This is a genomic window from Nocardia brasiliensis IFM 10847, assembly GCF_000710915.1.
GTDB classification, from domain to species: Bacteria; Actinomycetota; Actinomycetes; order Mycobacteriales; family Mycobacteriaceae; genus Nocardia; species Nocardia brasiliensis_A.
Window position 1 is genome coordinate 19218 of sequence record NZ_BAUA01000006.1, and the last position, 25930, is coordinate 45147.

A 25930-nucleotide genomic window follows, 5' to 3' on the forward strand; every position below is an offset into this window, starting at 1 on the left:
GCGCCACGCCGCTTACCTTCGCACGGACGGCCGCGGCCGCCGGGCGCTTTGCCCGAAGATGCGGTTACAGTCACCGCGTCCGCGGGGCGGGGTACACCGCTTCGAACAGCTCGCGCAGTTGCGCCGCGGTGATCTCCGCGCCGGTCGCGTCGGCGTGCGCCTGCACGTGCCGAGCGAAGTCGATCTGCAGGTGCCGCGGCAGGTCGATGCCGTATTCGGTCTGCAACAGATACGCGATACCGCCCTTGCCCGACTGCGAGTTGACCCGGATCACGGCCTCGTAGCTGCGGCCGAGATCGGCCGGATCGATCGGCAGGTACGGCACCTGCCAATCCGCTTCGCGCTCCGGGGTTCCGGCCTGCTCCGCGCGCGCCCGATGCGCCGCCATACCCTTCTTGATCGCGTCCTGATGGGTACCGGAGAACGCGGTGTGCACCAGCTCGCCCACGTAGGGATGGCGTTCGGGCACCCGCATGCGCGTGCAATATTCGACGGTCGCCCGGATTTCGTCGATATCGGAGAAGTCGATCATCGGATCGACGCCCTGCGCATACAGATTCAGCGCCAGCGTGGCGAGATCGACGTTGCCGGTGCGTTCGCCGTTGCCGAAAACGCAGCCCTCCACGCGCTGTGCACCGGCCAGCACCGCGAGTTCGGCGGCGGCGACGCCGGTGCCGCGGTCGTTGTGCGGGTGCACGGACAGGATGACGCTGTCGCGGCGGGCCAGGTGGCGATGCATGTATTCGATCTGGTCCGCGTACACGTTGGGGGTCGCGACCTCCACTGTCGCAGGCAGATTCAGGGTCACCGGCCGCTGCGGGGTGGCGTCCCACAGCGTGGTCATCCGGTCACACAGGTCCAGCACATAGTCGGGTTCGGTCAGGTTGAACACCTCGGGCGAGAACTGGAACCGGACCTGCGGCAGGTCGGCGGCGAATTCCAGGACGTCGCGGCCACCGGCCAGGATCAGCTCACGCAACGCGGCACGGTCCTTGTCCAGCACCGTGTTTCGCCAGACGGGCGCGGTCGCGGTGTACATGTGGATCACCACATCGCGCAGGCCGCGGACGGAGTCGACCGTGCGCTCGATCAGATCCCTTCGGGCGGGGGTGAATACGACGATGGTCACGTCGTCGGGCACCAGGTCGGACTCGGCGAGCAGCCGGACGAAATCGAAATCGGCCCGCGAGGCGGACGGGTAGCCGACCTCGATCTCCTTGTAGCCCATGGCGACCAGCAGTTCGAAGAAGCGGCGCTTGCGCGCCGGATCCATCGGTTCGGCCAGCGCCTGGTTGCCGTCGCGCAGGTCCACCGGCACCCACAGCGGAGCCGCGGTGATCCGCGCCGCGGGCCAAGCACGCTGGGTGTGCGGCACTTCGACGCGATCGAAGACGTCGCGGTAACGGTGGAACGGCATCTGCGAGTGCCGCTGTCGATTCCAGGCGGGGGCGGATTCCGGTACGGCACCCTGCGGGGTGTTGATCATGTCGCGGTCTGCTTTCTGGCCGGACGGCCGTCACGAACAAGGTGACCGGCCACGACAAAGCCCCACGGCAGGGGGCCGGTCGGTCAGGCCCCGCCGTGGCGGCTAAGCAGAAGCATGGTGCGCATGATGGGTAGACTATACACAACTCCTCAGACAAGTAGAGAGGTTGCGATGGTCTCGCAGGTACGCAGGCATCCGCTCGCCGCCCAAGCGGCCGAGCTGCTGCTGACCCGGATCAAAGCGGGCGAATGGCCACTGGGACACCGGCTTCCAGGGGAAACCACCCTGGCCGCGCAGCTCGGCGTCGGCCGTTCGACGCTGCGTGAAGCGATCCGCGAGCTGGCAGGCAAAGGCGTGCTCGACAGCCGCCAGGGTGCGGGGGTGTTCGTGACGGCCCTGGACGCCAAACAGGACTGGGACATCGTGCTGCGCCGGGCCACCATCGCCTCGGTCATCGAAGCGCGCATCGCCATCGAGGCCGAGGCCGCCGCGCTGGCCGCGCACCGCCGGACCCGGGCCGACCTGCGCATTCTGCGCACCACGCTGGCCGCGCGGGAGGCGCACGGGGAGCCGGTCGCCGAGCACGTGGACGCGGACATGGCCTTCCACCGCGCCGTGCTCGTCGCCGCGCACAACGAGGTGCTCGTCCAGCTGTTCGACACCTTCCTCCCTCGGCTGCGCCTCGCGATGATCGACATGCTGAGCATCCGCCCCGTCCCGTCCGAGCCGGCCGACCACGCGGCGCACGAACAGCTGCTAGAGGCGATCGTCGCCCGAAATGCCACGGCGGCAGCGGAATTCAGCCGCACCCATCTGACGAGCCTGAAGGAGGCCTTCCAGTGACCGATGCACCGGTGCTCGAACTGACCGACGTGACCTTCCGCCGCGCGGGCAAGAAGATCATCAACGGCATCTCGATGACCGTGCACGCGGGCGAGCACTGGGCGCTGCTCGGCCCGAACGGGGCGGGCAAGAGCACCCTGCTCGGCTTCTGCGGTGCCGTCACCTTTCCGACGACGGGCACCGTGCGGGTGCTCGGGCAGCAGCTCGGCCGCGTCGAACTCCAGCGGCTGCGCCATTCCATCGGACATGTGAATCCGCGCCATCCACTGCAATATCCGCTGACCATCCGTGACGTGGTGCTCACCGGTCTCACCGCCACCATCGACACCCCGATGCGCTGGACGCCGACCCCGGAGCAGTTGGCTCGCGCCGAGGCGATGATCCACACCGTGGGACTCACCGGCAAGGCAGACGAGATCTGGCCGACGCTGTCCCAAGGGGAACGCGGACGCACCCTGATCGCTCGTGCGCTCATCGCCGAACCCCGGTTGCTGCTGTTCGACGAACCGTCCACCGGCCTGGATCTCGCGGCGCGCGAACAGCTGCTGGAAACCCTCGACACCCTCGGCGACACCCACCCCGACGTCGCCTCGATCCTGGTCACCCACCACCTGGAAGAACTCCCCAGCAGCACCACCCACGCCATGCTCATCGCCGACGGCCACACCGTCGCCGCAGGCCCGGCCACCCAGACCCTCACCACCGAGACCGTCACCGCCGCCTTCGCCCACCCGGTCGAGGTCCGCTACGACGGCCGCTGGACCGCCCGCGCCGCCCACACCCGCCCCGCCTGGCCCAGCTGACTCCGCGATCGAACGCGCGGGTGCAACGCCGGCCGAGATGCGGGGCGAGCATCCCGCCCGGACCAGCTGACTTCGGTGGCTGATTGCGGAAGAATTTTCGCCGGAGATGTCGATTCGGGGGGTGGCCGTTCGATGCAGTGAGGTGAGGGTCGGCCGATCCTGACGACGACGAGCAAAGGACGCGCTATGCGCTACATGATGTTGATCCGCCTCGACCCGAGCACCTCGCCGGAACCGGACGAGGCGTTGATGGAGCAGGTCGGCAAGGTGATCGAGGAGATGACCAAGGCGGGTGTGCTGCTCGACACCAACGGCCTGCATCCGATCGCGGAGGCGACCCGGATCACCCAGTCCAGCAGCAAGCAGACGGTGCTCGACGGACCGTTCACCGAGACGAAGGAGATCGTCGGCGGGTACTGCATCCTGCAGACCAAGTCGAAAGAGGAAGCGGTGGAATGGACCTCGCGGTTCCTCGGCGCGCACGGGCCGGAGTGGGAGATCGAGGTCGAACTCAGGCAGATCGCGGAGCAGGGCTGAGCGAGCACCGCGGATGAGCCCCGACCGGTCGCCGGAGCAGGCCCGCCGCGCCGTGGAAACGGTGTGGCGGATGGAATGGCCCCGGCTGGTCGCGGGGCTCACCCGCGTGGTCGGCGATATCGACGTCGCCGAGGAGTTGGCGCAGGACGCGCTGGTCGCCGCGCTGGAACAGTGGCCGCGCGACGGGGTGCCGCCGAACCCGGGCGGCTGGCTGATGCTCACCGCCAAGCACCGGGCGATCGACCGGATCCGGCGCAACCAGACCTTCGCCCGCAAGCTGACCCTGCTCGGCCACGATCTGCTGACCGCGCCGGAACCGGTCGAGCAAGCCGAGCCCGTCGAGGACGACCTGCTGCGCATGATGTTCACCGCATGCCATCCGGTGTTGCCTGAGCAGGGCCGCGTGGCGTTGACCTTGCGGTTGCTGGGCGGGTTGACCACCGCAGAGATCGCGCGCGCCTTCGTGGTACCCGAATCGACGGTGGCCCAGCGCATCGTCCGGGCCAAGCGCACCATCGCGGCGCGCGCACTGCCGTACGAGGTGCCCGGGGCCGACGAGCTCGCGGACCGGCTCGATTCGGTCCTCGCGGTGGTCTATCTGATCTTCAACGAGGGGTACGCGGCAACCGCGGGCGAGGACTGGGTGCGCGTCGAATTGTGCCAGGACGCATTGCGATTGGCTCGCATACTGGCCGAGCTGCTGCCGAGTGAACCCGAGGCGCACGGGTTGGCCGCACTGCTCGAATTACAAGGCTCCCGGCTACCGGCGCGCACGGGCCCGGCGAAAGACGTTGTGCTGCTGGCCGATCAGGATCGGTCGCGCTGGGACCGGCTGCTGATCCGGCGCGGTTACGCCGCGCTCGGCCGAGCCGGCTCGGTCGCGCGGGAGCGCGGACTGCCGCCGGGCCGCTACGCCTTGCAGGCGGCGATCGCCGCGGTACACGCCATGGCCACCGTGCCGGAGCAGACCGACTGGCGGCGCATCGCCGGACTGTATGCCGTTCTGGCCGAACGATTCCCCTCCCCCATCGTCGAACTGAACCGCGCCGTCGCCGTCGGCAAGGTGCACGGCCCCGCCGCCGGCCTCGATCTGGTCGACGCCCTCGTCGCCGCCGGGGCCCTCGACGCCTACCACCTGCGCAGCGCCGTTCGCGGCGATCTGCTCGCCCAACTGGGCCGCCGAGCCGAAGCCCACGCCGAATTCACCCGCGCCGCCGATCTCACCGCCAACCGCGCCGAACAATCACTCCTGCGCGCCCGCGCCGCCGAATGCGCATCCGGTCTCCGGCTCGACACCGGCGATCAGTAACCGTTGGGCAAGCCTCCGATGATGCGGGGCAGTTCGACGGTGTCGTCGTCGCGGCGAGCCGCGTGCGCCTGCGCCAGTTTCTCCAGGAACGCTTCCGCGGAGCCGAAGCGGGCGGCCACCTGCGCCAACAGCTCCTCCGCCGGTTTCATGAAGTCCATACCGATCAGCATGACGGGTTCGGCGACCACCGTGATCCCCGTTCGCCCACAGTTTGCCCAAATGTCGCGCGAGCGCAAGGCCCTGCGGATTTCTGCCATCGCCGGGCCACATGCATAACACTTGTTCAGGCGCGCCTGATGGGCTGCCAGGTAGGTGTCGCGTCGGTGGCGAGGAAGTTGCGGACGAGGCGGTAGACCTCGGCGGGCTTCTCGACGACGAGCAGATGCGACGTGCCGGGCACGATCGCCAGTTCGGACTCGGGAATCGCCCGGTAGAGGGCGATCGTGTGCTCCAGGCTCATCGCGTCGTCGTCGGCGGCGACGACGAGGGTGCGCGCGGTGATCCCGCCGAGTTCCTCGACCGTCAGCGTGGGCTCGGCGTTGGCCATCTCGAGCAGTTTGCGGGCGACGACCGGGAAATGATCCACCCCGTCCGGCGAGACCTCGCCGTAGCGAGCTGCCAAGCGCTGCATGGGTTCCTCGTGCGCGAAGCCGTCGAGCACGCCGGGCAGCAGGCCGTGGTGGTGGAAGTTGCCGCTGATCGACACAAGTTTGCGGACCAGGTCCGGTCTGCGCAGCGCGACCAGCAGCGCGACGATCGCGCCGTCGCTGTAACCGACCACATGGGCAGGGCCGCCGATCACCGTGTCCAGGAACGCGATGGTGTCCTGGGCCATCAGGTCATACGAGATCGGACCGGCCACATCGGGGGTCCGGCCGTGCCCACGCCGATCGGTCCGGAACACCCGGAACTGTTCGGCGAGAACAGGAACCGCCGCATCGAACGATCGCGAATCCACGAACCCGCCATGCAGCAGCAACACCGGCTCGCCTGCACCGGTTACGTCGTACCAGGCCCGAACCTCGCCGAGTCGAACATCTTTCGCCATGCCGACGATCATCCTCGATGGGCGTGCGGCGACCATCGGGCGGTGCGGGGCGACACAGCGAAGGGCTCAGGTCGGCGAGGTGGTTCGGGCGGTCGGCTCGGCGCGATCTTCCGCTTCGGCGAGGGCTTTCAACGTCAGCAATTGCTTGCGCATCATGGGGAGATCCCCTAATGCGAGCAGGCGGCCTACGGGCCACGGTGCGCCGACCCGCATGCGGACCACCAGGCGGGTGCCCGGACCTTCCGGCCGCACCGCGTAGGTGACACAGACCTTTCCGGCGACCAACGTGAGGTGCTTCGCGTCCTCGAAAGCCACCAGCTCGAACTGCGACATGAACCGCTGCCCGAGGGCCAGGTCCGCCAGCTTCGGATCGCGATGCTTCGGGCTGGGCCGCCCCCAGTTGTCGAGAAGGTCGTAACTGTAGGGCGCCACCCGCAATTGGCAGAGCCAGGCGAACACCAGGCCGTGCGGGGCGTCGATGCTGATGGCCCGATCGGCCTGCACGCCGCCCGGTTGCCGCTTGTCACAAGGCAGTTCATCCGCGCGCTCCGCCGCGGTCGCACCCCAGACCAGTCCTGTGTTCATGCCGCCGCCTCGATCCGGCGGAGCAGCCGGCGCACCACCAGCCGGTGGCCGCCGCTGCCGATCACCAGGGCGCGGTAGATCTTGCCGTGCAGCCCAGGGAAATTCGCCAGTGATCTGGCGCGGACCCGGGTGCGGTTCGTGCCCTGCTCGTCGAGCTCGAAGATCAGGGCGTAGCGGGAGAACCAGTGCTGTCCGCTCAGCGCCAGCTTGCTCGGGGCCTCGGCGGCGTCGAGTACGAAACCGGCGGGGACCGTCGCCGGGTCCGCCGGGTCTTTGCAGACGACCTTCAGCAGCGCATGCCAGACCCGGTCGCGGTTCGCGTCGATCGATCTGGCATGCTCATCAATATAGGACAAACGCTCCATATAGAAGGAACGTACTAGTACATGGCACCACCCCGCAAGCACGACACCGACGTGATCCTCGACGCAGCCCGCGCCCTCGTCCTCGCCGACGGGCCACGCGCCGCCAGCGTGGCCGCGATCGCCGACGCCAGCGGTGCGCCGGTCGGCACGCTGTACCACCGCTTCGGCAACCGCAACGGCGTGCTCACCGAGGCGTGGCTGCGCGCGCTCGCACGCTTCCAAGCCGGCGTGCTCACCGCCGCGGATCATCCTGATCCGGTCGAGGCGGGCGTCGCCATGGTGCGCGCCGCACTCGTCTTCGGCCGCGAATTACCCGATGACGCAAAGCTTCTGCTCAACCTGCGCCCCAGCGATCTGCTGGACGGCGGCCCCGACGACGAATTCCGCGCCCGGCTCGCCGAGATGAACGCGCCATTGCTCGACCACCTGCGGCGCATCGCCACCGGCGCCTTCGGCCGGGCGGGCCACCGCGAGATCGACGCGGTCAGCCGCGCCGTGGTCGATCTTCCCTACGCCGCCCTGCGTCGTCACGCACACAATCCCGCCCTGCCGGACTGGCTGGACACCGACCTTCCTGCGGCCGCTCGGACGTTGCTCACCACACCGTTGCCCGAGCCACACGCGGACTGAGCCCACGGGAATCGGCTACGCCGCCCCACCGACCAGCGCGGGCGTCAACTGCGCGAGGTCATCGATCACGTGCGCGGCCAGGGCGAGCGCGTCGTCGGCCGGTGGGTACTCGGGGCGGGGCGCGGCGATCACCCGCAGACCCGCGGCGTGTGCCGAACGCATGCCGTTGCTCGAATCCTCCACCGCCGCACAGTCGGCCGGGCGCTGCCGAAGCAGACCTGCCACCGCCAGGTAGACATCGGGAGCGGGTTTGCCGCGGTCGACCTCTTCGGTGGACAGGGTGGCGGTGAAGAACTCGATCAGTCCGGTGCGCCCCAGGACCACGTCGATCAGGGACCGCGGCGACGAACTCGCCACGCCGAGCGGGTACTGCTCGCTCATCCGCTGCACGGCATCGATCGCGCCGGGCAGCAGCGGCACCGCACGGTCGTAGTGCGCCACCATCTGGTCGATGACGTCGCGCGCCACGGTCTCCGGCGATTCCCCGACGCCGAGCTCGGCACTGAGGTATTCCGACCATTCCCGGGTGCTCATCCCCATCAGCCGCTGCTGGGTATCGGGCAGCCACTGCCCGCCCTTGTCGGCGACGTAGGCGCGGCGCACCTGCTCCCACACCGGCTCGGAGTCGATCAGCACGCCGTCCATGTCGAAGACAACCGCCGTAATACCCATCTACCCTTAGCCTTTCGCCGCCGGACCGGTCCACCCGCCGGGCGACCGGCCTGTCCCGGCCGGCGCCGTCCACCGCGGACCAGCCTAGGCCACGGCACCCGCCGAGCACCTGCGGCGCGAGCATTCCGACGGCAACCTATAACGTGTTCCTTATGAACGAAGAGCAGGCCGGTGCCTCGCTGCCGAGCAAAGAGCATCATGAGGGCGCGTTCCGGCCGATGACCGAGCTGATCAACGCGCGCGAAGAACAGGGCGCCGATATCGAGCGCGGCGGACCGCACTACGGGGAGTTCGTCGAACAGGTGCGCGGGTTGATGGACCGCGTGCGTCTGGCCTGCCCGTCCGATGAACTCGCGGTGGAGACGATCGGCCTGCTCAAGGAGCTCAACGACAAGCTCGACGCGGCCCGGGTGGACGAGTGGTCCACGCCGAACTGGACCCGCCACGATCTGCCCGCTCGCGGCAACATCACGCTGCCGCCCTACGTCATCGATCACGCGGGCAAAGACGGCGTGGACGCGCGCGTCACGTTCCGGACCTTCCACCTGGGCGGCAACAGTGCCGCACACGGCGGCCACATCGCGCTCAGCTTCGACGACCTGCTCGGCATGGCCGCCGCGGTCCACGCCCGCGCCGTGACCCGTACGGCGTCGCTGACCATCGACTACCGCTCGATCACGCCGCTGAACACCGAACTGCAGGTGCACGCCTGGGCCGAGCGGCAAGAGGGGCGCAAGGTCTATGTCCGCGCCACGCTGCACGACGGTGAGCGCCTGTGCGCCGAGGCGCACGGCCTGTTCATCGTGTTGAAGCCCGGTCAGCCGTAACAACACAGCCGCCACCGTCCCGGAAGACGGTGGCGGCGTGTCTGATTCAGGCCTTCGGGAAATGCTCGCCCCGATAATCGGCGAACCGGGCGTCGACCTGTTCTGCGGTCAAACCGAAATCCTCGAGCGTGTATCGATGCGCGGGACGCGCTGCGCCGGAGGTGCTTTCGGCGTGCAGCGCGGTCATCGCCGCCGTGGCCTGCGTGGTCAGCGGCAGATCGAAATGCCGGTAGATCCCGGCGACGGTGCCGATCGGATCCGCCACGAAGTCGTCGTAGTAGACGTCGCAGAACTGAGCGGCGTTGTGGCGCTGACGATCCGCCAGGAAGCGGTCGGCCCCGCGGGCCCAGAGATCGAGCTGCGCGGCGCCCACCACCGGGCCGCGGAACTTGTCCGACCAACCGGCCGAGGCCTGTTCGTTGAGGCTGCACACCGAGGCGATGATGGTGCGCGGATCGCGGTGCATCTGAATGATCAGCGCGTCCGGGTACACCTCGAAGATGGCGTCGAGGGCGAACAGGTGGCTCGGGTTCTTCAGCACCCAGCGCCGTCCGGCGTCCGGCAGCCCGATCAGTTGCAGGTTGCGGCGATGCCTGCGGTAAGCCGGGGTCCAGTCCTGGTCGCGCAGCCATTCCGAATAGCTGGGCAGATACCCCAGGCACTCGTAGGACACCGACATCGCCGACTGCCGCAGCAGCTGCCAGCACTCCTCCACCTGGTCGGCCGAAATATGGTGCACCCCCATGAATTCCGGGTGTTCGATGTGGTGCTTCTCGAAAGCCGCCTCGATTCGCTGATAGACCGGGTTGCTCGCCCAGGTGTCGCGGGGCGGGCGCGGCTGCGGCATCTCGGTCAGCCACATCTCCAGTCCCTGATGCGCCGGGTCGGCGTTGAGCAGCCGGTGCACGGCCGTCGTCCCCGAGCGCGGCAGGCCGGTCACGAAGACCGGACGCTCGATCGCGAGTTCGGCGTGTTCGGGAAAGCGTTGCCACGCCGCCTCGCTGAGCAGCCGGGCGATCAGCGCACCGCGCAGGAACGCGCGATTCACCTTGTTGCCGAACGGGGTCAGCTCCGCGTCCTTGGCATAGGACTCCAGCAGGACCTCGAGCCCCGCGCGGTAGTCGTCGGCACCGAAATCGTCCAGCCCGACGACCTTGGTCGCCGAGGCGTGCAGATCGTCGATGGTGCCGACGTCGTCCCTACCGATCACTTCATCTCCTCTGTATCGCCGCGAGTCTGTGTTGCCGCGAATCCGGCTAGTGGTGGTACTCGCCGCCGTTGACGTCCAGGCACGCACCGGTGATCGCCCGCGCCATGGCCGAGGCGAAGAACACGACCGCGTCGGCGATCTCGTCGGGCTCGGGCAGCTTGCGCAGGTCGATGGTCTTCGCCGTCTCGGCGTACACCTCATCGGCGGTGATGCCGCGCTGCTCGGCGAGGTAATTGAAGTACCACTTCAGGTTGTCGGCCCAGATATATCCCGGGGCAATGGTGTTCACCCGGATGCCGCGCGGGCCGAGCTCGGTGGCCAGGCTCTGCGCCAGCGCGAGCAGGCTCGCCTTGGCCATCTTGTAGGGGCCGAAGGTCCGCCGCGAATGCCGCAGCACCGCCGAGTTGATCATCACCACCGAGCCCTTCGACTCGGCCAGGGCTGGCACGAACAGCCGCGTCAAGCGCAGTGCCGCGAGCACATTCGTCTCGAAGCCGGCGCGCACCTGGTCCAGGTCGACATCGGCGAGGTCGGCGATCGGCGGAATGGCGAAGGCGTTGTTCACCAGCGTGTCCACCCGGCCGAACGCGCGCTGCGCCGTCTCGACCAGATTGATCGCGGCCGCCTCGTCGTTGATGTCGGTGGGCACCACGACCGCGCGTCTGCCGAGTTCGGTGATCTCCTTGGCCACCTCGGTCAGCCGCGATTCGGTCCGGGACGCGAGCACCACGTCGGCGCCGGCCTTCGCGCTCTGCACCGCGATGGATCGGCCGAGCCCGGGCCCGATACCGGAGACGACGACAACTTTGTCCTGCAACAACATCAGCCGAGCATCCTTTCCGCGACCGCGGCCTGCCGGGCCGCGATTCGTGCGCGCCATTCGTCCGGCGTGACGCGCGCCTGGTCATAGAACGGAAGTCGTTGTCCCAGTTCGGCGACCGGGACCACCTCCACCGTCGGACCGTCCTCCGGTTTCATCTCCCGGGACAGTCTTTGCCACCGGAATTGCAGGTAGCCGCGGTCGTGCCCGGTGCGTTCGATCCAGTTGGCCAGCCCGGGATCCCGCTCGCTGACCACGAGGCGGATCATGCCGTCCGGGTCCACCCGCGCCTGGTCGGCGGTGAGACTGGTCTGGTGGTTGATGTAGTCCAGCGACAGGTACCACATGCTGCCGAGCTGGAAACCCTGGTACGGCGCATCGGATTTCGGCACCGTGATGATCATCGCCTGCTCGTCGCTCAGCTCGTAGTGTCCGGCCGAGGAGAACTGGGTGGTGAGACCGCCCGGCGTGGAACGCGGTTCGGTCATCGTGTTCACCGGCAGGTTCAGATAGAACCATTCGGGGAAGGCGAGGAAGGTCTGCAAGCGCGAGATCAGCATCTTCCCTGCCACGCCGTAGCGTTTGGTCAGCAGGTCTTTCGTCAGCGGAGGCGGAGCGTCGCCGATACCGTCGACCCGGGCGATGCGCACAGTGCCGGGACGCTCGTTGCCCCAGTCGCTGTAGACCTCCCGGATCACCAGCATGGCGGAGTCCGCTGCGAGGTGGACATAGCCGGGACGCGCGGGCCCGGGCCCGAGCCGCAGTTCGTAGGACCCGTCCGGCGCCACCTCGAGCGCCCGGTCGTCGAATGCGGTGAGGCTGTCCGGCACGTCCACCGGGGAATAGTTCCCGTTCAGCACCTGAAAGCTCAGATCCCTTGTGGTGCCGCGCTTTCCGGTGACCACGTATTCGGTGTCCGGGCGCAGGTAGGAGTGGAAGTAGAGCGTGTCCGGGTTGTCCAGACCCATCTTCGTGTACGGCCCGGTGGACTGGACGAAGAACGGGAAGTCCCGCTCGTAGGCCCACGCCATCTGCAGGGCCGCGCGAATGCTGCCCGCCAGGTAGTCGTAGCCCTCGACGAGGTCCTGCTCGGTCCGGATGTGCGCGGCTCCGGTGATGATCTGCTCGGCGGCGGCGATGGCGTCCGCGAACGGCTGTGTCAGCAAAAGGCTCTCCGTTGAATCACACGCTGTGGTGTTCCAAATATGTACCGCTCTGGTACATTTCCTCTCAGCTGAGATTAGAACGTGTTCTAGGAGTGGTCAATGGTCGGCCGTAGATCCGCACCAACGGTGCGCGTCGTGCAGGTGCTGGATTTCTTCGTCGAACAGCGCGGCAAGCGCTTCGGCCTGTCCGAGCTCGCCCGCACGCTCGACCTGGCGAAACCCACCTGCCTCGGCATTCTCACCGAGCTCACCGCGGGTGGCTACCTGGTACGCGATGCCGATGCCCGGACCTACGGCCTGGGCCCCGCGCTCATCGCCGCCGGCCGGGTCGCGCAGGACAGCTTCGCGATATCCGCGCTGGCGCGCACGGAACTGGAACGACTCACCGGCGAATACCGCACGACCTGCACCGCATCGGCCGTGGTCGGCGACCGGATCATGGTGCTGGAGAGCACCGGACCGGGAATGGTCAAGGTCGGCGCCGCCTACCATTTCGCGCCGCCGGTCGGGCTGATGTACGTGCTGTGGGATACCGACGCAGCGTTCGACGCGTGGCTGGCCCAACCGCCGACCGTGCCGCTGCAACAGGACGAGGCCCGATTGCGCCGAGTGGTCGCCGAGTGCCGCGAGCGCGGCTATCTGGTGGAGAGCCTGACCGCCGCGGGTCGCAGGCTGTATTCCTTGCTGGCCGGGTTCGCGGCCCGCGATCTGCCCGATGAACTGCGGGAACTGGTCGGGGAGCTGGTGACCAGCCTGGGCGAACGGGTGTACCTGGGCACCGATCTGCGACCACGCAAGGAGCATCCCGTCAGCCTGCTCGCCGCCCCGACCTACGGCGGCGACGGCAGGCAGAACATGGTGCTCACGATGTACGTGGGGAAGTCCATCACGGGTGCCGAAATCGATAGGCGCGGAACGGCTCTCATCGCCGCGGCGGACGCCGTCACGGCTGCTTCAGGAGGCCGGAAGCCGTCCACCCGACCGGCATCGCGCGGTTGACGTCCGCGCACCCATTGCCAACGACCGAAACGTGTTCTAGTTTTGCGATGTGAGCCAGTACGCGAAGTCGACGGCGAGCACCTACGAGCTGCCTCATCTGGACGCGCTCGAGGCCGAGTCGGCACACATATTCCGAGAAGTAGCGGCGACCTTCGAGCGACCGGTGCTGCTGTTCTCCGGCGGCAAGGACTCGGTGGTGATGCTGCACCTAGCGGCGAAGGCCTTCTGGCCCGCGCCGCTGCCGTTCCCGGTGCTGCACATCGACACCGGGCACAATTTCGACGAGGTGATCGCCTACCGCGACGAGACGGTCACGCGGCTGGGGCTGCGCCTCGTCGTCGGCCGGGTGCAAGACGATATCGACGCGGGCCGGGTCACCGAGGAGACCGGGCCGCGGGCCTCGCGCAACCGATTGCAGACCGCGACACTGTTGCGCTCGATCAAGGAGGGCGGCTTCGACGCCGTCTTCGGCGGCGCGCGCCGCGACGAGGAGAAGGCGCGCGCCAAGGAGCGCGTGTTCAGCTTCCGCGACGAATACGGGCAGTGGGACCCGCGCAGTCAGCGACCCGAGCTGTGGAACCTCTACAACGGCAAACACCGTGCGGGCGAGCATATTCGAGTGTTCCCGTTGTCCAACTGGACCGAGCTCGACATCTGGACCTATATCGCCGCGGAGGGCATCGACCTGCCGCCGCTCTACTACGCGCACCGCAGGCCGGTGGTGCAGCGCGATGGAATGCTGTTGGCGCACACCAGGTTCCTGCAACTGCTGGACGGTGAGCAGCCCTTCGAGACCACGGTGCGGTTCCGCACGGTCGGCGACGCCACCTGCACCGGCTGCGTGGAATCCACCGCGGCCACCCCCGCCGAGGTGGTCACCGAGGTGGCCGCCGCCCGGGTCACCGAGCGCGGCGCCACCCGCGCCGACGACCGGATCTCCGAGGCGGGCATGGAAGATCGCAAACGAGAGGGCTACTTCTGATGACCGCCACCCTGCTGCGCCTCGCCACCGCGGGCAGCGTCGACGACGGCAAGTCCACCCTCATCGGCCGGCTGCTCTTCGACTCCAAGACGATCTTCACCGACCAGCTCGCCGCCGTCGAGCGCACCAGCCGCGACCGCGGCGACGACTACCCGAACCTCGCGCTGCTCACCGACGGGTTGCGGGCGGAACGGGAACAGGGCATCACCATCGACGTGGCGCACCGCTATTTCGCGACGCCCCGGAGGAAATTCATCATCGCCGACACTCCCGGCCACATCCAGTACACCAGGAACATGGTGACCGGCGCGTCCACCGCCGATCTCGCGCTGATCCTCGTCGACGCGCGCAAGGGGGTGGTCGAGCAGACCCGCAGGCACGCCTTCCTGGCCGGTCTGCTCGGTATTCCGCACCTGGTGCTCTGCGTCAACAAGATGGACCTGGTGGACTGGTCGCAGGCCCGGTTCGAGGAGATCCGCACCGAATTCGCCCAGTTCGCCTCGAAATTGGACGTCTCCGACCTGACCTTCGTGCCGATGTCCGCGCTGCACGGCGAGAACATCGTGCACCGCGGCGCGAGCATGCCGTGGTATGAGGGCACGCCCCTGCTGCACCACCTCGAGGAGGTGCACATCGCCTCCGACCGCAACCTCATCGACGCACGTTTTCCGGTGCAGTACGTGACCCGCAGGCATGCCCAGGATTTCCGCGGCTACGCGGGCACGGTCGCGGGCGGTGTGTTCAAGCCCGGCGACGAAGTGGCGGTTCTCCCTTCGGGATTGACGAGCACCGTGGCCGCGATCTGGGGACCGGGCGGCACGCCCGTCGCGGAAGCGTTTCCGCCGCAGGCGGTGACGATCCAGCTCGCCGACGAGATCGATGTCTCGCGCGGTGACATGATCTGCCGCCCGAACAACCGGCCCATCGCCGGGCGCGACCTCGATGCGATGGTGTGCTGGTTCGCTGACGACAGCCGGCTCTCCCCCGGCGCGACCTACACCATCCGGCACACCACCCGTAGCGCCACCGCCGAGGTGCGCAGCCTCGACTACCGGCTCGATGTGAACACACTGCACCGCGACGAGAGCCCGGAATCGCTGTCGCTCAACGAGATAGGCCGAGTCCAGCTCCGCACCCGGCAGCCGCTGCTGTTCGACCCGTACCGGCGCAATCGGTTCACCGGCAGCTTCATCCTGGTCGACGACACCACCAACAACACCGTCGCCGCGGGCATGATCACCGGGCCCACCCTGCCCTCGTCGCGGGTCGTCTGGCATTCGACCGCGGTCGGCCGGGACGAGCGCGCGACGCGTGGCCTGACGGTCTGGCTGACCGGTCTGTCCGGCTCCGGAAAGTCCACCGTCGCAGTGGAACTCGAACGTCGCCTGGTCGCCTCGGGTCGCCCGGCCTTCCTGCTCGACGGCGACAACCTGCGACACGGGCTGAACGCCGATCTCGGCTTCAGCGCCGCCGACCGGGTCGAGAACGTCCGCCGCGTCGGCGAAGTCGCACGGCTGTTCGCCGACGCCGGTGTGGTGGCGGTGGTCTCGCTGATCAGTCCGTACCGGGCCGACCGCGACCGGGTCCGCGCCGCGCACCTCGCGGCGGGCATACCGTTCGTCGAGGTCTTCGTCGATACGCCGCTGCAGGTCTGCGAAGCCCGTGACCCGAAAGGCATGTACGCCAAGGCCCGTGCGGGCGAGATCAGCGGCTTCACCGGTATCGACGATCCGTACGAGGCGCCCACCGACGCCGAACTCGTGCTGCGCCCGGACCACGGTGACCCCGCCGCCATGGCGGCCACCATCCTCGCGCGATTGGCGCGTCTGGACTGAGCGTGAGCGCTGCGGTCACGGTTACTCGAGCGCGACGGTCATTGGCCGCGTGCCGAGTCCGACCTACGGTCGGGGCACCGACCGGACGGACGGGGGTTCGGCCGTGTGGCCGCATGCCCGCATGAAGGACGACAGAGAGCGGAGACATGGGACCACTGCACGGAGTCAAAGTCATCGAGATCGCCAGCCTCGCGCCGGGCCCCTTCGGGGCGATGATCCTGGCCGATCTCGGCGCGCAGGTGCTGCGGGTGGATCGCGGCGGCAAACCCGGCGAGGGCATCGTCTCGCCGGAGGGTCCGCTGGACCGCGGCAAGCACAGCATCACCCTCGATCTCAAGAATCCCGACGATCGGGACACGCTACTCGCGCTCGCCGAACACGCGGACGTACTGATCGAAGGGTTCCGGCCGGGCGTCACCGAGCGCCTCGGCATCGGCCCCGCCGATCTGGCCGCGCGCAACCCGCGCCTGATCTACGGCCGGATGACCGGTTGGGGTCAGGATGGTCCGCTGGCGCGCACCGCGGGCCACGATATCGATTACATCGCCGTCTCCGGAGCGCTCGGACTGGTCGGGCGCGCGGGTGAGGCGCCGGTGCCGCCCGCGAACATGCTCGGCGATTACGCGGGCGGCGGTCTGCTGCTCGCGCTCGGCGTGCTCGGCGCGCTGTACGAACGGGAGCGCTCCGGCCGGGGCCAGGTGATCGATGCCGCCATGGTCGACGGCGCCGCGCTGTTCACCGCGTCCATGCACGGCCTGCACCACCTCGGGCTGTGGAACTTTCCGCGCGGGGAGAACATGCTCGACGGCGGCGCGCCGTTCTACGACACCTACGAATGCGCCGACGGGGAGTACCTCGCGGTCGGCTGCGTCGAAATCCCGTTCTACAACCAGATGCTCGCGATCCTCGGCATCGACGACCCCGAACTGCCGTTCCAGCTGGACAAGAACGGGTGGCCACAGCTCAAAGAGGTGCTCGGCGCCAAATTCAAGGAGCGCACCCGCGACGAGTGGACCGAGCTGTTCAGCGGTTCCGACGCCTGTGTGGCCCCGGTGCTCAGCCCCTGGGAAGCCCACGAGCACCCGCACAACGTGGCGCGCAACGCCTTCATCACGGTGAACGGCGTCCTGCAGCCCGCCCCCGCGCCGCGCTTCGACCGCACGCCTGCCGATGTCCCGGCACCGCTCTCCGCCGACCCGCAGCAGGTGCGAAAGTTGCTGTCCGGCTGGGGTGTTCCCGCCGACGACCTGGATCGTCTCAACACCTGACGCTACGATTTCCGGTAAGCGGAGCGAGCCGCAGCGTAAGATACAGTAGATTGCACATGTCTCGAAAGGATGGGTGATGCGGTCTACGCTGCTTTCCCGGCGCGATCTCGACTTCCTGCTCTACGAGTGGCTACACGTCGAGGAGCTGACCAAGCGCGGGCGGTACGCGGATCATTCGCGGGAGACCTTCGATGCGGTGCTGGACCTGAGCGAGCAGCTGGCGACCAAGTACTTCGCGCCGCACAACAAGCTCAACGACGCGCACGAGCCGACGTTCGACGGCGAGCGTGTCACCCTCATCCCCGAGGTCGGCGTGGCGCTCGACGCCTTCGCCAAGGCCGGATTGCCCGCCGTGGCGATGGATTACGAGCTCGGCGGCGGGCAGCTGCCGGTAACCGTGGCGCAGGCGAGCTACGCGTGGTTCCAGGCGGCCAACCCCGGCACCGCGGGCTATTCGTTCCTCACCGTCGCCAACGCCAATCTGCTGCTCGCCCATGCCGGCCCCGCGCTCGGCGAACGATTCGTGCGGCCCATGCTGGAGGGCCGGTTCTTCGGCACGATGTGCCTGTCCGAACCGCAGGCCGGGTCCTCGCTGGCCGATATCGTGACCCGCGCCGAGCCGCGCGAGGACGGCACCTATCGCCTGTTCGGCACCAAGATGTGGATCTCCGGCGGCGACCACGAGCTCGGCGAGAACATCGTGCACCTGGTGCTCGCGAAGATCCCCGGCGGCCCGGCGGGCACGAAGGGCATCTCGCTGTTCATCGTGCCGCGCTTCCTGGTCGGTGCAGACGGCGCCATCGGCGAACGCAACGATGTCGCACTCGCCGGACTCAACCACAAGATGGGTTTCCGCGGCACCGTCAACACCGTGCTCAATTTCGGCGAGGGCAAGTGGACGCCCGCGGGTGCGCCCGGCGCGATCGGCTACCTGGTCGGCGAGCCGCACCGCGGCCTGAGCTACATGTTCCACATGATGAACGAGGCGCGCATCGGCGTCGGCCTGGTCGCGACGGCGCTCGGCTACACCGGATACCTGGAGTCACTGGACTACGCGCGCACCCGCGCCCAGGGCCGCGCGAAGCTGCCCGCCGACCCCACCGCCGCACAGCGGCCGATCGTCGAGCACGCCGACGTCAAACGAATGCTGTTGGCGCAGAAGGCTTATACCGAAGGCGCGCTGGGTCTCGTGCTCTACTGCGCGCGACTGGTCGACGAACAGCGCACCGCCGACTCCGACGAGGAGCGCCAGGCGCTCACCCTGCTGCTCGACATCCTCACCCCGATCGCGAAGAGCTGGCCGTCGCAGTGGTGCCTGGAGGCGAACAACCTCGCGATCCAGGTGCTGGGCGGTTACGGCTACACCCGCGAATACAACGTCGAGCAGCACTACCGGGACAACCGGCTGAATCCGATCCACGAGGGCACCCACGGCATCCAGGGTTTGGATCTGCTGGGACGCAAGGTCACTCAGCAGGGCGGCGCCAGCCTGCTCGCGCTCGGCGGCCGGGTGCAGGCCACGGTCACGGCGGCCCTCGCCGCCGGCGGCGAGGCGGCCGAGCTTGCCGCGCAACTGGATTCGGCGTGGCAGCGATTGGTCGAGGTGACCGCGGGCCTGTTCGCCTCGGGCGATTTCGAGGCCGCGCTGGCGAACAGCTCGGTCTATCTCGAGGCGTTCGGCCACATCGTGCTGGCCTGGATCTGGCTGGAGCAACTGCTGGCCGCCGGCCCGCACACCGGCGACTTCTACGACGGCAAGCGGCACGCGGCCCGGTTCTTCTACCGCTTCGAACTGCCCAAGACCGGACCGGCACTGGATCTGCTCGCCCGGCTCGACACCACCACGCTGGACATGCGCGACGCCTGGTTCTGAGCACAATCGGTTCGGTACACGAATGGAAGGATGTACCATATTCCGATGACCTCCTCCCGCCAGCGGACCACCCGCCCGCCCGGACGACCGGCGTCTGCGACCAGGGCGGAGGTCATCGATCTCGCCCGCCGTGCGTTCCTGGCCGGGGAGCGGGTCGACATCCAGGCGATCGCCGCGCAACTCGGGCTGAGCCGCGCCTCCATCTACCGCTGGTTCGGTTCCCGCGAGGGTGTGCTCGGCACGGTGCTCGCGGGCGAGTTCGAGGCGCTGCTCACCCGGGCCGACGCACGCAGGCGTTCGGCCGGGGCGCGGCGCATCCTCGATGTGCTGTATCGGGTGAACCGCTGGATGACCGACAACGAGCCGTTCCGGCGGTATTTCGAGAACGAACCGCTGGCCGGGTTGCGCATTCTCACCGCGAGCGACGGACCGGTGCAGCCGCTGGTGGTCGCGACGGTGCGCGAACTGATCGCGCGCGCCGAACGCGAGGACGACTACCGCCCGCCGCTCGAGCCGGATCTGCTCGCCTACGCCCTGGTGCGGCTCGGCGAGGCCTTCCTCTACAACGATAATGTGGCGGGCATCCGCGGCGACGTCGATCGCCTGCACGAGGTGCAGGCGGCGCTGCTCGGCATACCGGAGGCGATCACCACGCCGCGTACCGACCGCTGACGTATCGCCCCGATAGTCCGCCGTATGCGAATCGACCTGATCGAAATCCGGTGCGCGCGTGCCGTCCGTGCTCACCGAGCACATGCCCGACAGGGTGCTCGCGCACGAGTTCCGCCCGCCGGTCCGGGCGGCCGCGGCGACCGCGAATCGCACCGGTCGCGGTCGAATCCGGTTGACCGCCTTCGGATCTACGCGAGCGGGCCGGGCGTGCTCACCTGGCGATCGGTGCGAGCAGGCGGTCGACGAGGGTGTCCACGAGCTCACGCGGAATGCTCGCGCCGGTCATGGCGCGATAGATGAGCGGACCGATGAGTGCGTCGAGTACCGCGTCGGGACCGAGCACGGGCGCGATCTCGCCCGCGTCGGCGGCGCGGGTGAGCAGGTCGCGCTCGGCGGCTCGGCGCGGACCCAGATAACGCGCCTGAACTCGCTCGGCCGTGCCCGGATCGTGCTGGGCCTGGGCGAGGAGTGCGAGCAGCACCTTGCCCGCCGGATCGCGACCGACGAAACGCGCGAAATCGCGCAGGTAGGCCCGAATGCCTTCGGCCGTCGGCTTTTCCACCGGCACCGGAAGATGCTTGGCGCTGTCCTCGAGGAGCGTGTCGAGCAGAATCTCGACCTTGGACGGCCACCAGCGATAGATCGTCTGCTTGGCGACACCCGCCCGGCGCGCGATGGCCTCGACGGTCAGCGCCGCGAAGCCGTGTTCGACGAGCAGATCGTCGGCGGCGTGCAGCACGGCCAGGCGCGCGGCTTCGTCGCGCTGATTGCCGGAGCGCACCCTGCGGATCTGCGATTTCGCGTCGGGCATGCCCGACACCCTATCGGCCGCTCGGATGTGGGGGCTCATTCAGCCTGGTACTGTCTAGACGCAACGTCTAGTCTAGACAAATTGCCTTATTGCCAAGGAGTGCACATGTCCGACACCACCGCGCACGCCCTCGTCATCGGCGCCGCCCGCGGCCTGGGCCTCGTCCTCGCCGCCGAGCTCGTCCGCCGCGGCCGGCAGGTGATCGCCACTACCCGCAGCACCGGCGGCGAACTGGCGGCGCTCGCGCAGGCCTCGCACGGGCGCTTGCGGATCGAAACTTTGGAGATGACCAGTCCGGAACAGCTCGCCGCGCTGCGCGCGCGTCTGGCCGACTGCCCGCTCGATCTACTGTTCGTCAATGCCGCGATCGACCGGGGCGATCTGCCGATCAGCGCGGTCTCCACCGAGATGTTCACCGAGGTGATGATCACCAACGCGCTCAGTCCGCTGCGCGCGGTCGAAGCGCTGCGCGATCTCGTCGTACCCGGTGGCACCGTCGCTGTCATGTCCTCCGAGCAGGGCAGCGTCGCACAGAACACCGAGGACGGCTACGAGCTCTACAAGGCGAGCAAAGCCGCTTTGAACCAGCTGATGCGCAGCTACGCCACCCGCAACGCCGACGACGGCCACACGAAGCTGCTCATCGATCCCGGACATAATCGCACCGAGCTGGGCGGACCCGACGCGCCGCTCAGCCCGACAGAGAGCATCCCGGCCGTGGTGGACGTGCTCGACGCCCAAGCGGGCGCGCCCGGACTGCAATTCCTGGATCGGCACGGGGCGCCCGTCCCCTGGTGATACAGCGCCCCAAGCGCCCACGAGCAGTCGCTACCGTGGAAGCGTGCCCGCGTTCACTCCAATGCACCGTGGGCAGTGCGGTTTTCGCCCCGCAAGCGGATCGGCTCAGGCGTTCTCGGCGATGATCACCACGCCACCGGCCGCTTCGAGCAGCGGAATCGTCTGCGCCGCGGCCTCGTCCACGTGCACCCGCGGATGCGCGGGCAGCTCCGTCTCGTAATAGGTTCCGGGACCGTAGAACTGGCCGTATCGCACGACCACGCCGCCGATGTCGAGCACGGCCGTCTCGTGCTGCCGGACGACCTCGCCCCGGCCGCCCGCCGGCTCCCACGCGATGCTCTGCGCGAGAAAGCGTTTCGCACTCGCGGTCTGCGCGGCGGTGATCAGATTCCGGGTGCCCTCGGTGCGGATGCGGGAATTCGCCGCGCCGGATTCGGGCAGCGACGCGGCATCGTCGGGCAGGTCGGTGAGCTGGTGCAGCACCAGATCGGGACCGAAGTCCCGGACGGCCGCGGTCAGCGCGTCCGCGTCGTACACATCGCAGATCACCGGCTCCGCACCGGCCGCGCGCACCTGCTCGGCCTTGCCCGCCGATCGGGTCATTCCGGCCACCTCGTGCCCGGCCGCGATCAGCAGCGGCACCAATCGTGTTCCGATGACGCCGGTCGCGCCGGCCAGAAAGATCCGCATCGTCCCACCATAGTCAGCCCGTCCCGCACGCCCCGGCACGCGGCGAGGTCACCAGACGAGCGTCACGTCATGCACGCGAACGCTGCCGAAGAACCGCTTGCCGACCTCGGGGCCGTCCCGGTTGTAGCTGTCCATGACGTCCGCCAGCGCGGCGGCGAGTTCGTGCAGCGCCGCAGCGACGGTCTCGACCCCGTCCGCACGCGACCATCCCCACTCGAGCGGGACACCCTCGATGCCGATGACGATCCGGCCGTAGGACGGCGACTCGACCGAATAGGTGATCCCGGCCGGAGCGTCGCGGATCGGGCTGCGGAGTTCGAGTTCCGCCGCCTCCCCGGCACCGTGAAACGCTGCGCGAAATCGATGTCCGCGCGGATCATCTCGACGATGCGAGGAAGATCGGCATGCCGCCCGCCGCGGCCGTGCCTGGCGCCGTAGGACCGCTGCGGGGAACCGGTCCCCGCGCTGGTACCGGACTTGCCCAGGATGCGGTCGAGCATCCGCTGCGCCACGGCACGTTCGCCGGCGCCGGTACCCGGATGATCGATCAGCGCCCGCAACCGGGCGATGCGCAGTACGCCGACGGTTGCCATGAAACACCCTCCGTAACGGGGCCGACCTGTCCCGGGTTCGATCATGCCACCCTGCCGCACCGCATGACCGAATGCCCGCTCCGCGAGGTGGGCGCGGTTGCGGTGCACGACTGGGGAATAGGTGAACGATTACGTTCACCGACCTGTCTGAGTAGCGTAGAAGCATGCGGAAACCGCGATTTCACCGCAGGCGAGTACTGGCGGCGGCCTTCCCGATCGGAGTGGCCGCGGCACTACTCGGAGCCACCGGCTGTGGCTCGGAATCCAGCGGTCGAGCACCGGACCCGTCCACCGCCGCAACAACATCCGCGGCGGTGCGCATCGAACTACACCAGACCGGTGGCATCGCGGGGGTCCACGACATCTACACCGTCGACAGCGCGGTCGCCGACCAGCGGCGCGGCCAATTGTTCGACCTGGTCGGCAGCCAGCAGTTCCGCACGCTCAGCGACAGCTATCTGGGGCCGGACGAATGCCTCGACCAGTTCTACTACGAAGTGGTCGTGACCTACGCCGACAACACGACGAAGAACGTGAACACCGACGACTGTAGCCAGGCACCACAACTGCTGACCGACGTCCGGGCGCTCACCAAGCAGATCGGCGTACAAACCAGCCACCGGTAGTCTCCGCGCGCAAACACATCGTGCACACCGGTCGGTTCTCCGGGGCATCGGGGTATATCCACGCCACACAACGCCGACGACATCGGTTCCGGCGGGCGTAATTTCATAATCATCGGATCACCAGACGCTCATAACGACAGGCGAACCGCTATGGACGCCAATTCTAGGGGGATGCGTCGTGTATGAAAATCGATCAGGATTAGCTGTCGTGACGGCTTATCTCCGCAGTGAATCGCCAACCCTCGAACAGTTGCTCGATGACGCGGCATTAATGTCGTATGAACATCAGGAGCGCAGTATCGAAGTGCTCGGCGCACACCGGTGGCATGTCACATACGAGCCGCCATTATTCGAGTTCTTCGGCGATCATCCGTTGGCCTGTACGCGGTTTCACGTCCTCGGCACGGCCGCACCCGGCCCGCGCAGCTGGCTGTGGAGCTGGGCCAACTACGACTGGTACCCCTCGGAGGTCACCGAACTGGCCCGATCGGTGCGCGATTACGGTCTGCGCCACGGGATCCCGGAACTGCACACCGCCGAGATCCCGTTCGCGAAGCTGCCCGGCGCGCCCACCGAACCGAACCGGGTCACCTGGCTCATCGGTGAACTGTGCAAAGCGATCTCGGGCAGCTGGACGTGGTACAGCTGCGATGTCGGGGGCGGTACCCGGCTCGCGGTGCTGATCGAACACCCCGAGCTGACCCCGCCCGCGCTCGATCTGCTCAGCCTCATGCACGTGCTCAACGGCGTCTTCCGGCTCGAGCTGCCCGACCATCGACGGGCCATCCACAGCTACGCGGTGCAGCGCGGGCTCGCCGCGACCTTCACCGACGACGCGAGCAAACTCCTGCTCGCCGGTCCGGGTCTCGAGGTGGCCATCGCCTTCGACGCCGCCGGGCGCGTCACGGCGATGTCGTCCTCGCGGGCGGACAGCCTGGCCTGAGTCGCTGGGCCGCGCCGGGTAAATGACTGGCGCGGCCCCCGGTGGTCGCTACCATTCGAGATGCGGCGCCGACGAGCGTGACGAACTCCGAGCCGCGTCGGCCGGTCACCGATTCCGAATCGACCAGCAGAGGCGGCGCGCCACGCGCCGCGAAGGTGTGGTGGCACCGCGACATACCCGATCGCCCACACCTCCCGGGGACGACAACCAGGAGGTGATTTCGATGCCACGTACGCTCTGTTCGGCACTGCCCGCAGCCCTGCGACAACCGGATCCGGTGACCATCGAGGGCTGGATCCATCGACGCAGACAACTGGCGAGCGTGACCTTCGTCGTACTGCGCGACCGCTCCGGACTGGCTCAAGCGGTGGTCACCGATCCCGCTGTGCGTCAGCAGGTTTCGGAGCTGCCGGAAGAGACCGTGGTCCGGCTGACCGGAACCGCGAGCCGCAACGCCAAAGCACCGGGCGGGGTCGAACTCGTCGACCCGGCCGTGCACGCGCTGAGCGCACCGGCCGCGGCGTCGCCGCTCGAGCTGTGGCGCCCCGAACTCGGCGTCACCCTGCCGGTCGAACTCGACCACGCCGCGCTCAGCTGGCGCCACCCCACCAGGCGGGCGGTGTGGCAGATCGCCGCCGCGTCGCTCACCGGTTTCCGGCGGCATCTCGACGGTGCGGGCTTCACCGAGGTGACGACCCCTAAGATCGTCGCCCAGTGCGCCGAGTCGGGCGCGAATGTGTTCGCGCTGGACTACTTCGGGGTGCCCGCCTACCTGGCGCAGTCCCCCCAGTTGTACAAGCAGATGCTCACCGGCGTCTTCGAGCGGGTGTACGAGGTCGGTCCGGTCTTTCGCGCCGAACCGCACGACACCGCCCGGCATCTGGCCGAATACGTCTCCCTGGACGTCGAATTCGGGTTCGTGCGCGACCACCGGGACGTACTCGCCGAACTCCGTGCGACACTCGCGGCCATGCTGACGGCCATCGCCGAAAAGGCCTCCGTGGCAGTCGAAACCGCGGGCGTGCGGCTGCCGGTTCTGCCCGAGGAGATCCCGGTCGTGCACTTCCGCGAGGCGCTCGAACTGGTCGGCGCCGCAGCCGACGAGCCCGACCTCGCGCCCGAACACGAGCGCTTCCTCGGCGCATGGGCAAAGCAGCGCTACGACTCGGATTTCCTTGCCGTGGAAGGCTACCCGGCGGCCAAACGCCCCTTCTACACCCATCCGCAGCCGGACGACCCGCGCTGGACCAACTCCTTCGACCTGCTGTTGCGCGGGCTGGAACTGGTCACCGGCGGACAACGCCTGCACAACCATGCCGACTACGTCGCCGCGCTGGCGATGCGCGGTGAAGACCCGGCCGCGTACGACGCCTACCTGGCCGCGATGCGGCACGGCATGCCGCCGCACGGCGGTTTCGCCATCGGGTTGGAACGGTGGGTGTCGCGGCTCACCGAGGCCGACAACATCCGCCGGGCGGCGCTGTTTCCCCGGGATCGCCACCGCCTGCAACCCTGAGGCCCGACCCGAGGCGCGTCCGG

The 25930-nt window shown here is 68.4% G+C and carries 26 protein-coding genes and 1 pseudogene; 16 read left to right on the forward strand and 11 right to left on the reverse strand.

What is annotated here, in order from left to right:
• Nucleotides 1-91 precede the first annotated feature (91 nt).
• A pseudogene (locus tag NBRGI_RS01005) lies at nt 92-1417 on the reverse strand (2-isopropylmalate synthase); the annotation flags it as partial.
• 240 nt (nt 1418-1657) lie between these two features.
• Here NBRGI_RS01005 and NBRGI_RS01010 point away from each other — a divergent pair.
• The 4 genes from NBRGI_RS01010 (at nt 1658) to NBRGI_RS01025 (ending at nt 4978) form a co-directional block, all read left to right on the forward strand.
• On the forward strand, nt 1658-2329 hold the full coding sequence (locus tag NBRGI_RS01010; RefSeq protein ID WP_029892345.1) for a FadR/GntR family transcriptional regulator: 672 nt from the start codon (nt 1658-1660) through the stop codon (nt 2327-2329).
• Nucleotides 2326-3132, forward strand: coding sequence for an ABC transporter ATP-binding protein (locus NBRGI_RS01015; protein WP_029892346.1), 807 nt, complete (start codon nt 2326-2328; stop codon nt 3130-3132). The genes NBRGI_RS01010 and NBRGI_RS01015 overlap by 4 nt, the downstream gene beginning before the upstream one ends.
• Nucleotides 3133-3318: 186 nt before the next feature.
• Nucleotides 3319-3669 (forward strand): YciI family protein, encoded by a 351-nt coding sequence (locus NBRGI_RS01020; RefSeq protein WP_029892347.1) that lies wholly within the window; start codon nt 3319-3321, stop codon nt 3667-3669.
• A 13-nt stretch (nt 3670-3682) separates the two neighbouring features.
• Nucleotides 3683-4978 (forward strand): RNA polymerase sigma factor, encoded by a 1296-nt coding sequence (locus NBRGI_RS01025; protein ID WP_051727393.1) that lies wholly within the window; start codon nt 3683-3685, stop codon nt 4976-4978.
• On the opposite strand, the gene NBRGI_RS01030 is transcribed toward NBRGI_RS01025, so the two are convergent.
• The 4 genes from NBRGI_RS01030 to NBRGI_RS01045 all read right to left on the reverse strand — a co-directional run bounded on the left by NBRGI_RS01030 (nt 4972) and on the right by NBRGI_RS01045 (nt 6976).
• A complete protein-coding gene (locus NBRGI_RS01030; RefSeq protein ID WP_148310641.1) occupies nt 4972-5235 on the reverse strand; it encodes a hypothetical protein in 264 nt (87 codons plus the stop codon). The genes NBRGI_RS01025 and NBRGI_RS01030 overlap by 7 nt on opposite strands.
• A 26-nt stretch (nt 5236-5261) precedes the next feature.
• The gene (locus tag NBRGI_RS01035; protein WP_029892350.1) at nt 5262-6026 is read right to left on the reverse strand and encodes an alpha/beta fold hydrolase; all 765 of its coding nucleotides are present in this window, start codon (nt 6024-6026) and stop codon (nt 5262-5264) included.
• Nucleotides 6027-6092: 66 nt separating this feature from the next.
• Nucleotides 6093-6611 carry a hypothetical protein gene (locus NBRGI_RS01040; protein ID WP_029892351.1) on the reverse strand — a complete coding sequence of 173 codons (519 nt, stop codon included), beginning with the start codon at nt 6609-6611 and terminating at the stop codon, nt 6093-6095.
• Nucleotides 6608-6976, reverse strand: a complete 369-nt coding sequence (locus tag NBRGI_RS01045) for a hypothetical protein (RefSeq protein ID WP_029892352.1) — start codon at nt 6974-6976, stop codon at nt 6608-6610. Before NBRGI_RS01045 ends, NBRGI_RS01040 begins: the two co-directional genes overlap by 4 nt.
• Nucleotides 6977-6997: 21 nt before the next feature.
• Between NBRGI_RS01045 and NBRGI_RS01050 the strand changes: the two genes are divergently transcribed.
• Nucleotides 6998-7606: a TetR/AcrR family transcriptional regulator gene (locus NBRGI_RS01050; RefSeq protein WP_029892353.1), complete on the forward strand. Its 609-nt coding sequence runs from the start codon at nt 6998-7000 to the stop codon at nt 7604-7606.
• Between the two features lie 15 nt (nt 7607-7621).
• Here the strand turns inward: NBRGI_RS01050 and NBRGI_RS01055 are convergent, their stop codons facing one another.
• A complete protein-coding gene (locus tag NBRGI_RS01055; RefSeq protein WP_029892354.1) occupies nt 7622-8278 on the reverse strand; it encodes an HAD family hydrolase in 657 nt (218 codons plus the stop codon).
• Between the two features lie 152 nt (nt 8279-8430).
• Here NBRGI_RS01055 and NBRGI_RS01060 point away from each other — a divergent pair, with 152 nt between their 5' ends.
• Nucleotides 8431-9105: a PaaI family thioesterase gene (locus tag NBRGI_RS01060; protein ID WP_029892355.1), complete on the forward strand. Its 675-nt coding sequence runs from the start codon at nt 8431-8433 to the stop codon at nt 9103-9105.
• A 46-nt stretch (nt 9106-9151) separates the two neighbouring features.
• Here NBRGI_RS01060 and NBRGI_RS01065 read toward each other — a convergent pair whose 3' ends face one another.
• The 3 genes from NBRGI_RS01065 to NBRGI_RS01075 are packed head-to-tail and all read right to left on the reverse strand — an operon-like array spanning nt 9152 to nt 12301.
• A complete protein-coding gene (locus NBRGI_RS01065) occupies nt 9152-10315 on the reverse strand; it encodes a sulfotransferase family protein (protein WP_029892356.1) in 1164 nt (387 codons plus the stop codon).
• Between the two features lie 46 nt (nt 10316-10361).
• A complete protein-coding gene (locus NBRGI_RS01070) occupies nt 10362-11138 on the reverse strand; it encodes an SDR family oxidoreductase (protein ID WP_029892357.1) in 777 nt (258 codons plus the stop codon).
• Nucleotides 11138-12301, reverse strand: a complete 1164-nt coding sequence (locus NBRGI_RS01075; protein ID WP_029892358.1) for a hypothetical protein — start codon at nt 12299-12301, stop codon at nt 11138-11140. The genes NBRGI_RS01070 and NBRGI_RS01075 overlap by 1 nt, the downstream gene beginning before the upstream one ends.
• Before the next feature lie 99 nt (nt 12302-12400).
• On the opposite strand from NBRGI_RS01075, the gene NBRGI_RS01080 reads away from it, so the two are divergent.
• From NBRGI_RS01080 to NBRGI_RS01105, 6 genes are all read left to right on the forward strand, one after another.
• Nucleotides 12401-13300 (forward strand): helix-turn-helix domain-containing protein, encoded by a 900-nt coding sequence (locus NBRGI_RS01080; protein ID WP_029892359.1) that lies wholly within the window; start codon nt 12401-12403, stop codon nt 13298-13300.
• Nucleotides 13301-13349: 49 nt separating this feature from the next.
• A complete protein-coding gene (gene cysD / locus NBRGI_RS01085; protein ID WP_029892360.1) occupies nt 13350-14282 on the forward strand; it encodes a sulfate adenylyltransferase subunit CysD in 933 nt (310 codons plus the stop codon).
• Nucleotides 14282-16117 (forward strand): adenylyl-sulfate kinase, encoded by a 1836-nt coding sequence (cysC, locus tag NBRGI_RS01090; protein WP_029892361.1) that lies wholly within the window; start codon nt 14282-14284, stop codon nt 16115-16117. Before cysD ends, cysC begins: the two co-directional genes overlap by 1 nt.
• Nucleotides 16118-16263: 146 nt before the next feature.
• The gene (locus NBRGI_RS01095; protein WP_029892362.1) at nt 16264-17385 is read left to right on the forward strand and encodes a CaiB/BaiF CoA transferase family protein; all 1122 of its coding nucleotides are present in this window, start codon (nt 16264-16266) and stop codon (nt 17383-17385) included.
• Nucleotides 17386-17461: 76 nt separating this feature from the next.
• Complete coding sequence (locus NBRGI_RS01100; protein WP_029892363.1) at nt 17462-19258, forward strand: acyl-CoA dehydrogenase; 1797 nt, start codon at nt 17462-17464, stop codon at nt 19256-19258.
• A gap of 45 nt (nt 19259-19303) precedes the next feature.
• Nucleotides 19304-19930: a QsdR family transcriptional regulator gene (locus NBRGI_RS01105; RefSeq protein ID WP_235210808.1), complete on the forward strand. Its 627-nt coding sequence runs from the start codon at nt 19304-19306 to the stop codon at nt 19928-19930.
• A 211-nt stretch (nt 19931-20141) separates the two neighbouring features.
• Here NBRGI_RS01105 and NBRGI_RS01110 read toward each other — a convergent pair whose 3' ends face one another.
• Nucleotides 20142-20741: a TetR/AcrR family transcriptional regulator gene (locus NBRGI_RS01110; protein ID WP_029892365.1), complete on the reverse strand. Its 600-nt coding sequence runs from the start codon at nt 20739-20741 to the stop codon at nt 20142-20144.
• Nucleotides 20742-20846: 105 nt separating this feature from the next.
• Here NBRGI_RS01110 and NBRGI_RS01115 point away from each other — a divergent pair, with 105 nt between their 5' ends.
• Nucleotides 20847-21539 (forward strand): SDR family NAD(P)-dependent oxidoreductase, encoded by a 693-nt coding sequence (locus tag NBRGI_RS01115; RefSeq protein ID WP_029892366.1) that lies wholly within the window; start codon nt 20847-20849, stop codon nt 21537-21539.
• 105 nt (nt 21540-21644) lie between these two features.
• On the opposite strand, the gene NBRGI_RS01120 is transcribed toward NBRGI_RS01115, so the two are convergent.
• Nucleotides 21645-22229, reverse strand: a complete 585-nt coding sequence (locus tag NBRGI_RS01120; protein WP_029892367.1) for an NAD-dependent epimerase/dehydratase family protein — start codon at nt 22227-22229, stop codon at nt 21645-21647.
• A gap of 757 nt (nt 22230-22986) precedes the next feature.
• On the opposite strand from NBRGI_RS01120, the gene NBRGI_RS01130 reads away from it, so the two are divergent.
• From NBRGI_RS01130 to aspS, 3 genes are all read left to right on the forward strand, one after another.
• Nucleotides 22987-23448 (forward strand): hypothetical protein, encoded by a 462-nt coding sequence (locus NBRGI_RS01130; protein ID WP_014984259.1) that lies wholly within the window; start codon nt 22987-22989, stop codon nt 23446-23448.
• A 208-nt stretch (nt 23449-23656) separates the two neighbouring features.
• Entirely contained in the window at nt 23657-24391 is a 735-nt protein-coding gene (locus NBRGI_RS01135) for a DUF6882 domain-containing protein (protein WP_036556948.1), read from the forward strand.
• A 223-nt stretch (nt 24392-24614) separates the two neighbouring features.
• On the forward strand, nt 24615-25907 hold the full coding sequence (gene aspS / locus NBRGI_RS01140; RefSeq protein ID WP_029892370.1) for an aspartate--tRNA(Asn) ligase: 1293 nt from the start codon (nt 24615-24617) through the stop codon (nt 25905-25907).
• Nucleotides 25908-25930: the final 23 nt, after the last annotated feature.

Bases quoted from the DNA above. Each gene is read 5' to 3' on its own strand.
- NBRGI_RS01010 (WP_029892345.1), top strand. From the start codon at position 1,658: ATGGTCTCGCAGGTACGCAGGCATCCGCTCGCCGCCCAAGCGGCCGAG.
- NBRGI_RS01020 (WP_029892347.1), top strand. From the start codon at position 3,319: ATGCGCTACATGATGTTGATCCGCCTCGACCCGAGCACCTCGCCGGAA.
- NBRGI_RS01025 (WP_051727393.1), top strand. From the start codon at position 3,683: ATGAGCCCCGACCGGTCGCCGGAGCAGGCCCGCCGCGCCGTGGAAACG.
- NBRGI_RS01030 (WP_148310641.1), bottom strand. From the start codon at position 5,235: ATGGCAGAAATCCGCAGGGCCTTGCGCTCGCGCGACATTTGGGCAAAC.
- NBRGI_RS01035 (WP_029892350.1), bottom strand. From the start codon at position 6,026: ATGGCGAAAGATGTTCGACTCGGCGAGGTTCGGGCCTGGTACGACGTA.
- NBRGI_RS01040 (WP_029892351.1), bottom strand. From the start codon at position 6,611: ATGAACACAGGACTGGTCTGGGGTGCGACCGCGGCGGAGCGCGCGGAT.
- NBRGI_RS01045 (WP_029892352.1), bottom strand. From the start codon at position 6,976: ATGGAGCGTTTGTCCTATATTGATGAGCATGCCAGATCGATCGACGCG.
- NBRGI_RS01050 (WP_029892353.1), top strand. From the start codon at position 6,998: ATGGCACCACCCCGCAAGCACGACACCGACGTGATCCTCGACGCAGCC.
- NBRGI_RS01055 (WP_029892354.1), bottom strand. From the start codon at position 8,278: ATGGGTATTACGGCGGTTGTCTTCGACATGGACGGCGTGCTGATCGAC.
- NBRGI_RS01060 (WP_029892355.1), top strand. From the start codon at position 8,431: ATGAACGAAGAGCAGGCCGGTGCCTCGCTGCCGAGCAAAGAGCATCAT.
- NBRGI_RS01070 (WP_029892357.1), bottom strand. From the start codon at position 11,138: ATGTTGTTGCAGGACAAAGTTGTCGTCGTCTCCGGTATCGGGCCCGGG.
- NBRGI_RS01080 (WP_029892359.1), top strand. From the start codon at position 12,401: ATGGTCGGCCGTAGATCCGCACCAACGGTGCGCGTCGTGCAGGTGCTG.
- cysC (WP_029892361.1), top strand. From the start codon at position 14,282: ATGACCGCCACCCTGCTGCGCCTCGCCACCGCGGGCAGCGTCGACGAC.
- NBRGI_RS01095 (WP_029892362.1), top strand. From the start codon at position 16,264: ATGGGACCACTGCACGGAGTCAAAGTCATCGAGATCGCCAGCCTCGCG.
- NBRGI_RS01100 (WP_029892363.1), top strand. From the start codon at position 17,462: ATGCGGTCTACGCTGCTTTCCCGGCGCGATCTCGACTTCCTGCTCTAC.
- NBRGI_RS01105 (WP_235210808.1), top strand. From the start codon at position 19,304: ATGACCTCCTCCCGCCAGCGGACCACCCGCCCGCCCGGACGACCGGCG.
- NBRGI_RS01110 (WP_029892365.1), bottom strand. From the start codon at position 20,741: ATGCCCGACGCGAAATCGCAGATCCGCAGGGTGCGCTCCGGCAATCAG.
- NBRGI_RS01115 (WP_029892366.1), top strand. From the start codon at position 20,847: ATGTCCGACACCACCGCGCACGCCCTCGTCATCGGCGCCGCCCGCGGC.
- NBRGI_RS01120 (WP_029892367.1), bottom strand. From the start codon at position 22,229: ATGCGGATCTTTCTGGCCGGCGCGACCGGCGTCATCGGAACACGATTG.
- NBRGI_RS01130 (WP_014984259.1), top strand. From the start codon at position 22,987: ATGCGGAAACCGCGATTTCACCGCAGGCGAGTACTGGCGGCGGCCTTC.
- aspS (WP_029892370.1), top strand. From the start codon at position 24,615: ATGCCACGTACGCTCTGTTCGGCACTGCCCGCAGCCCTGCGACAACCG.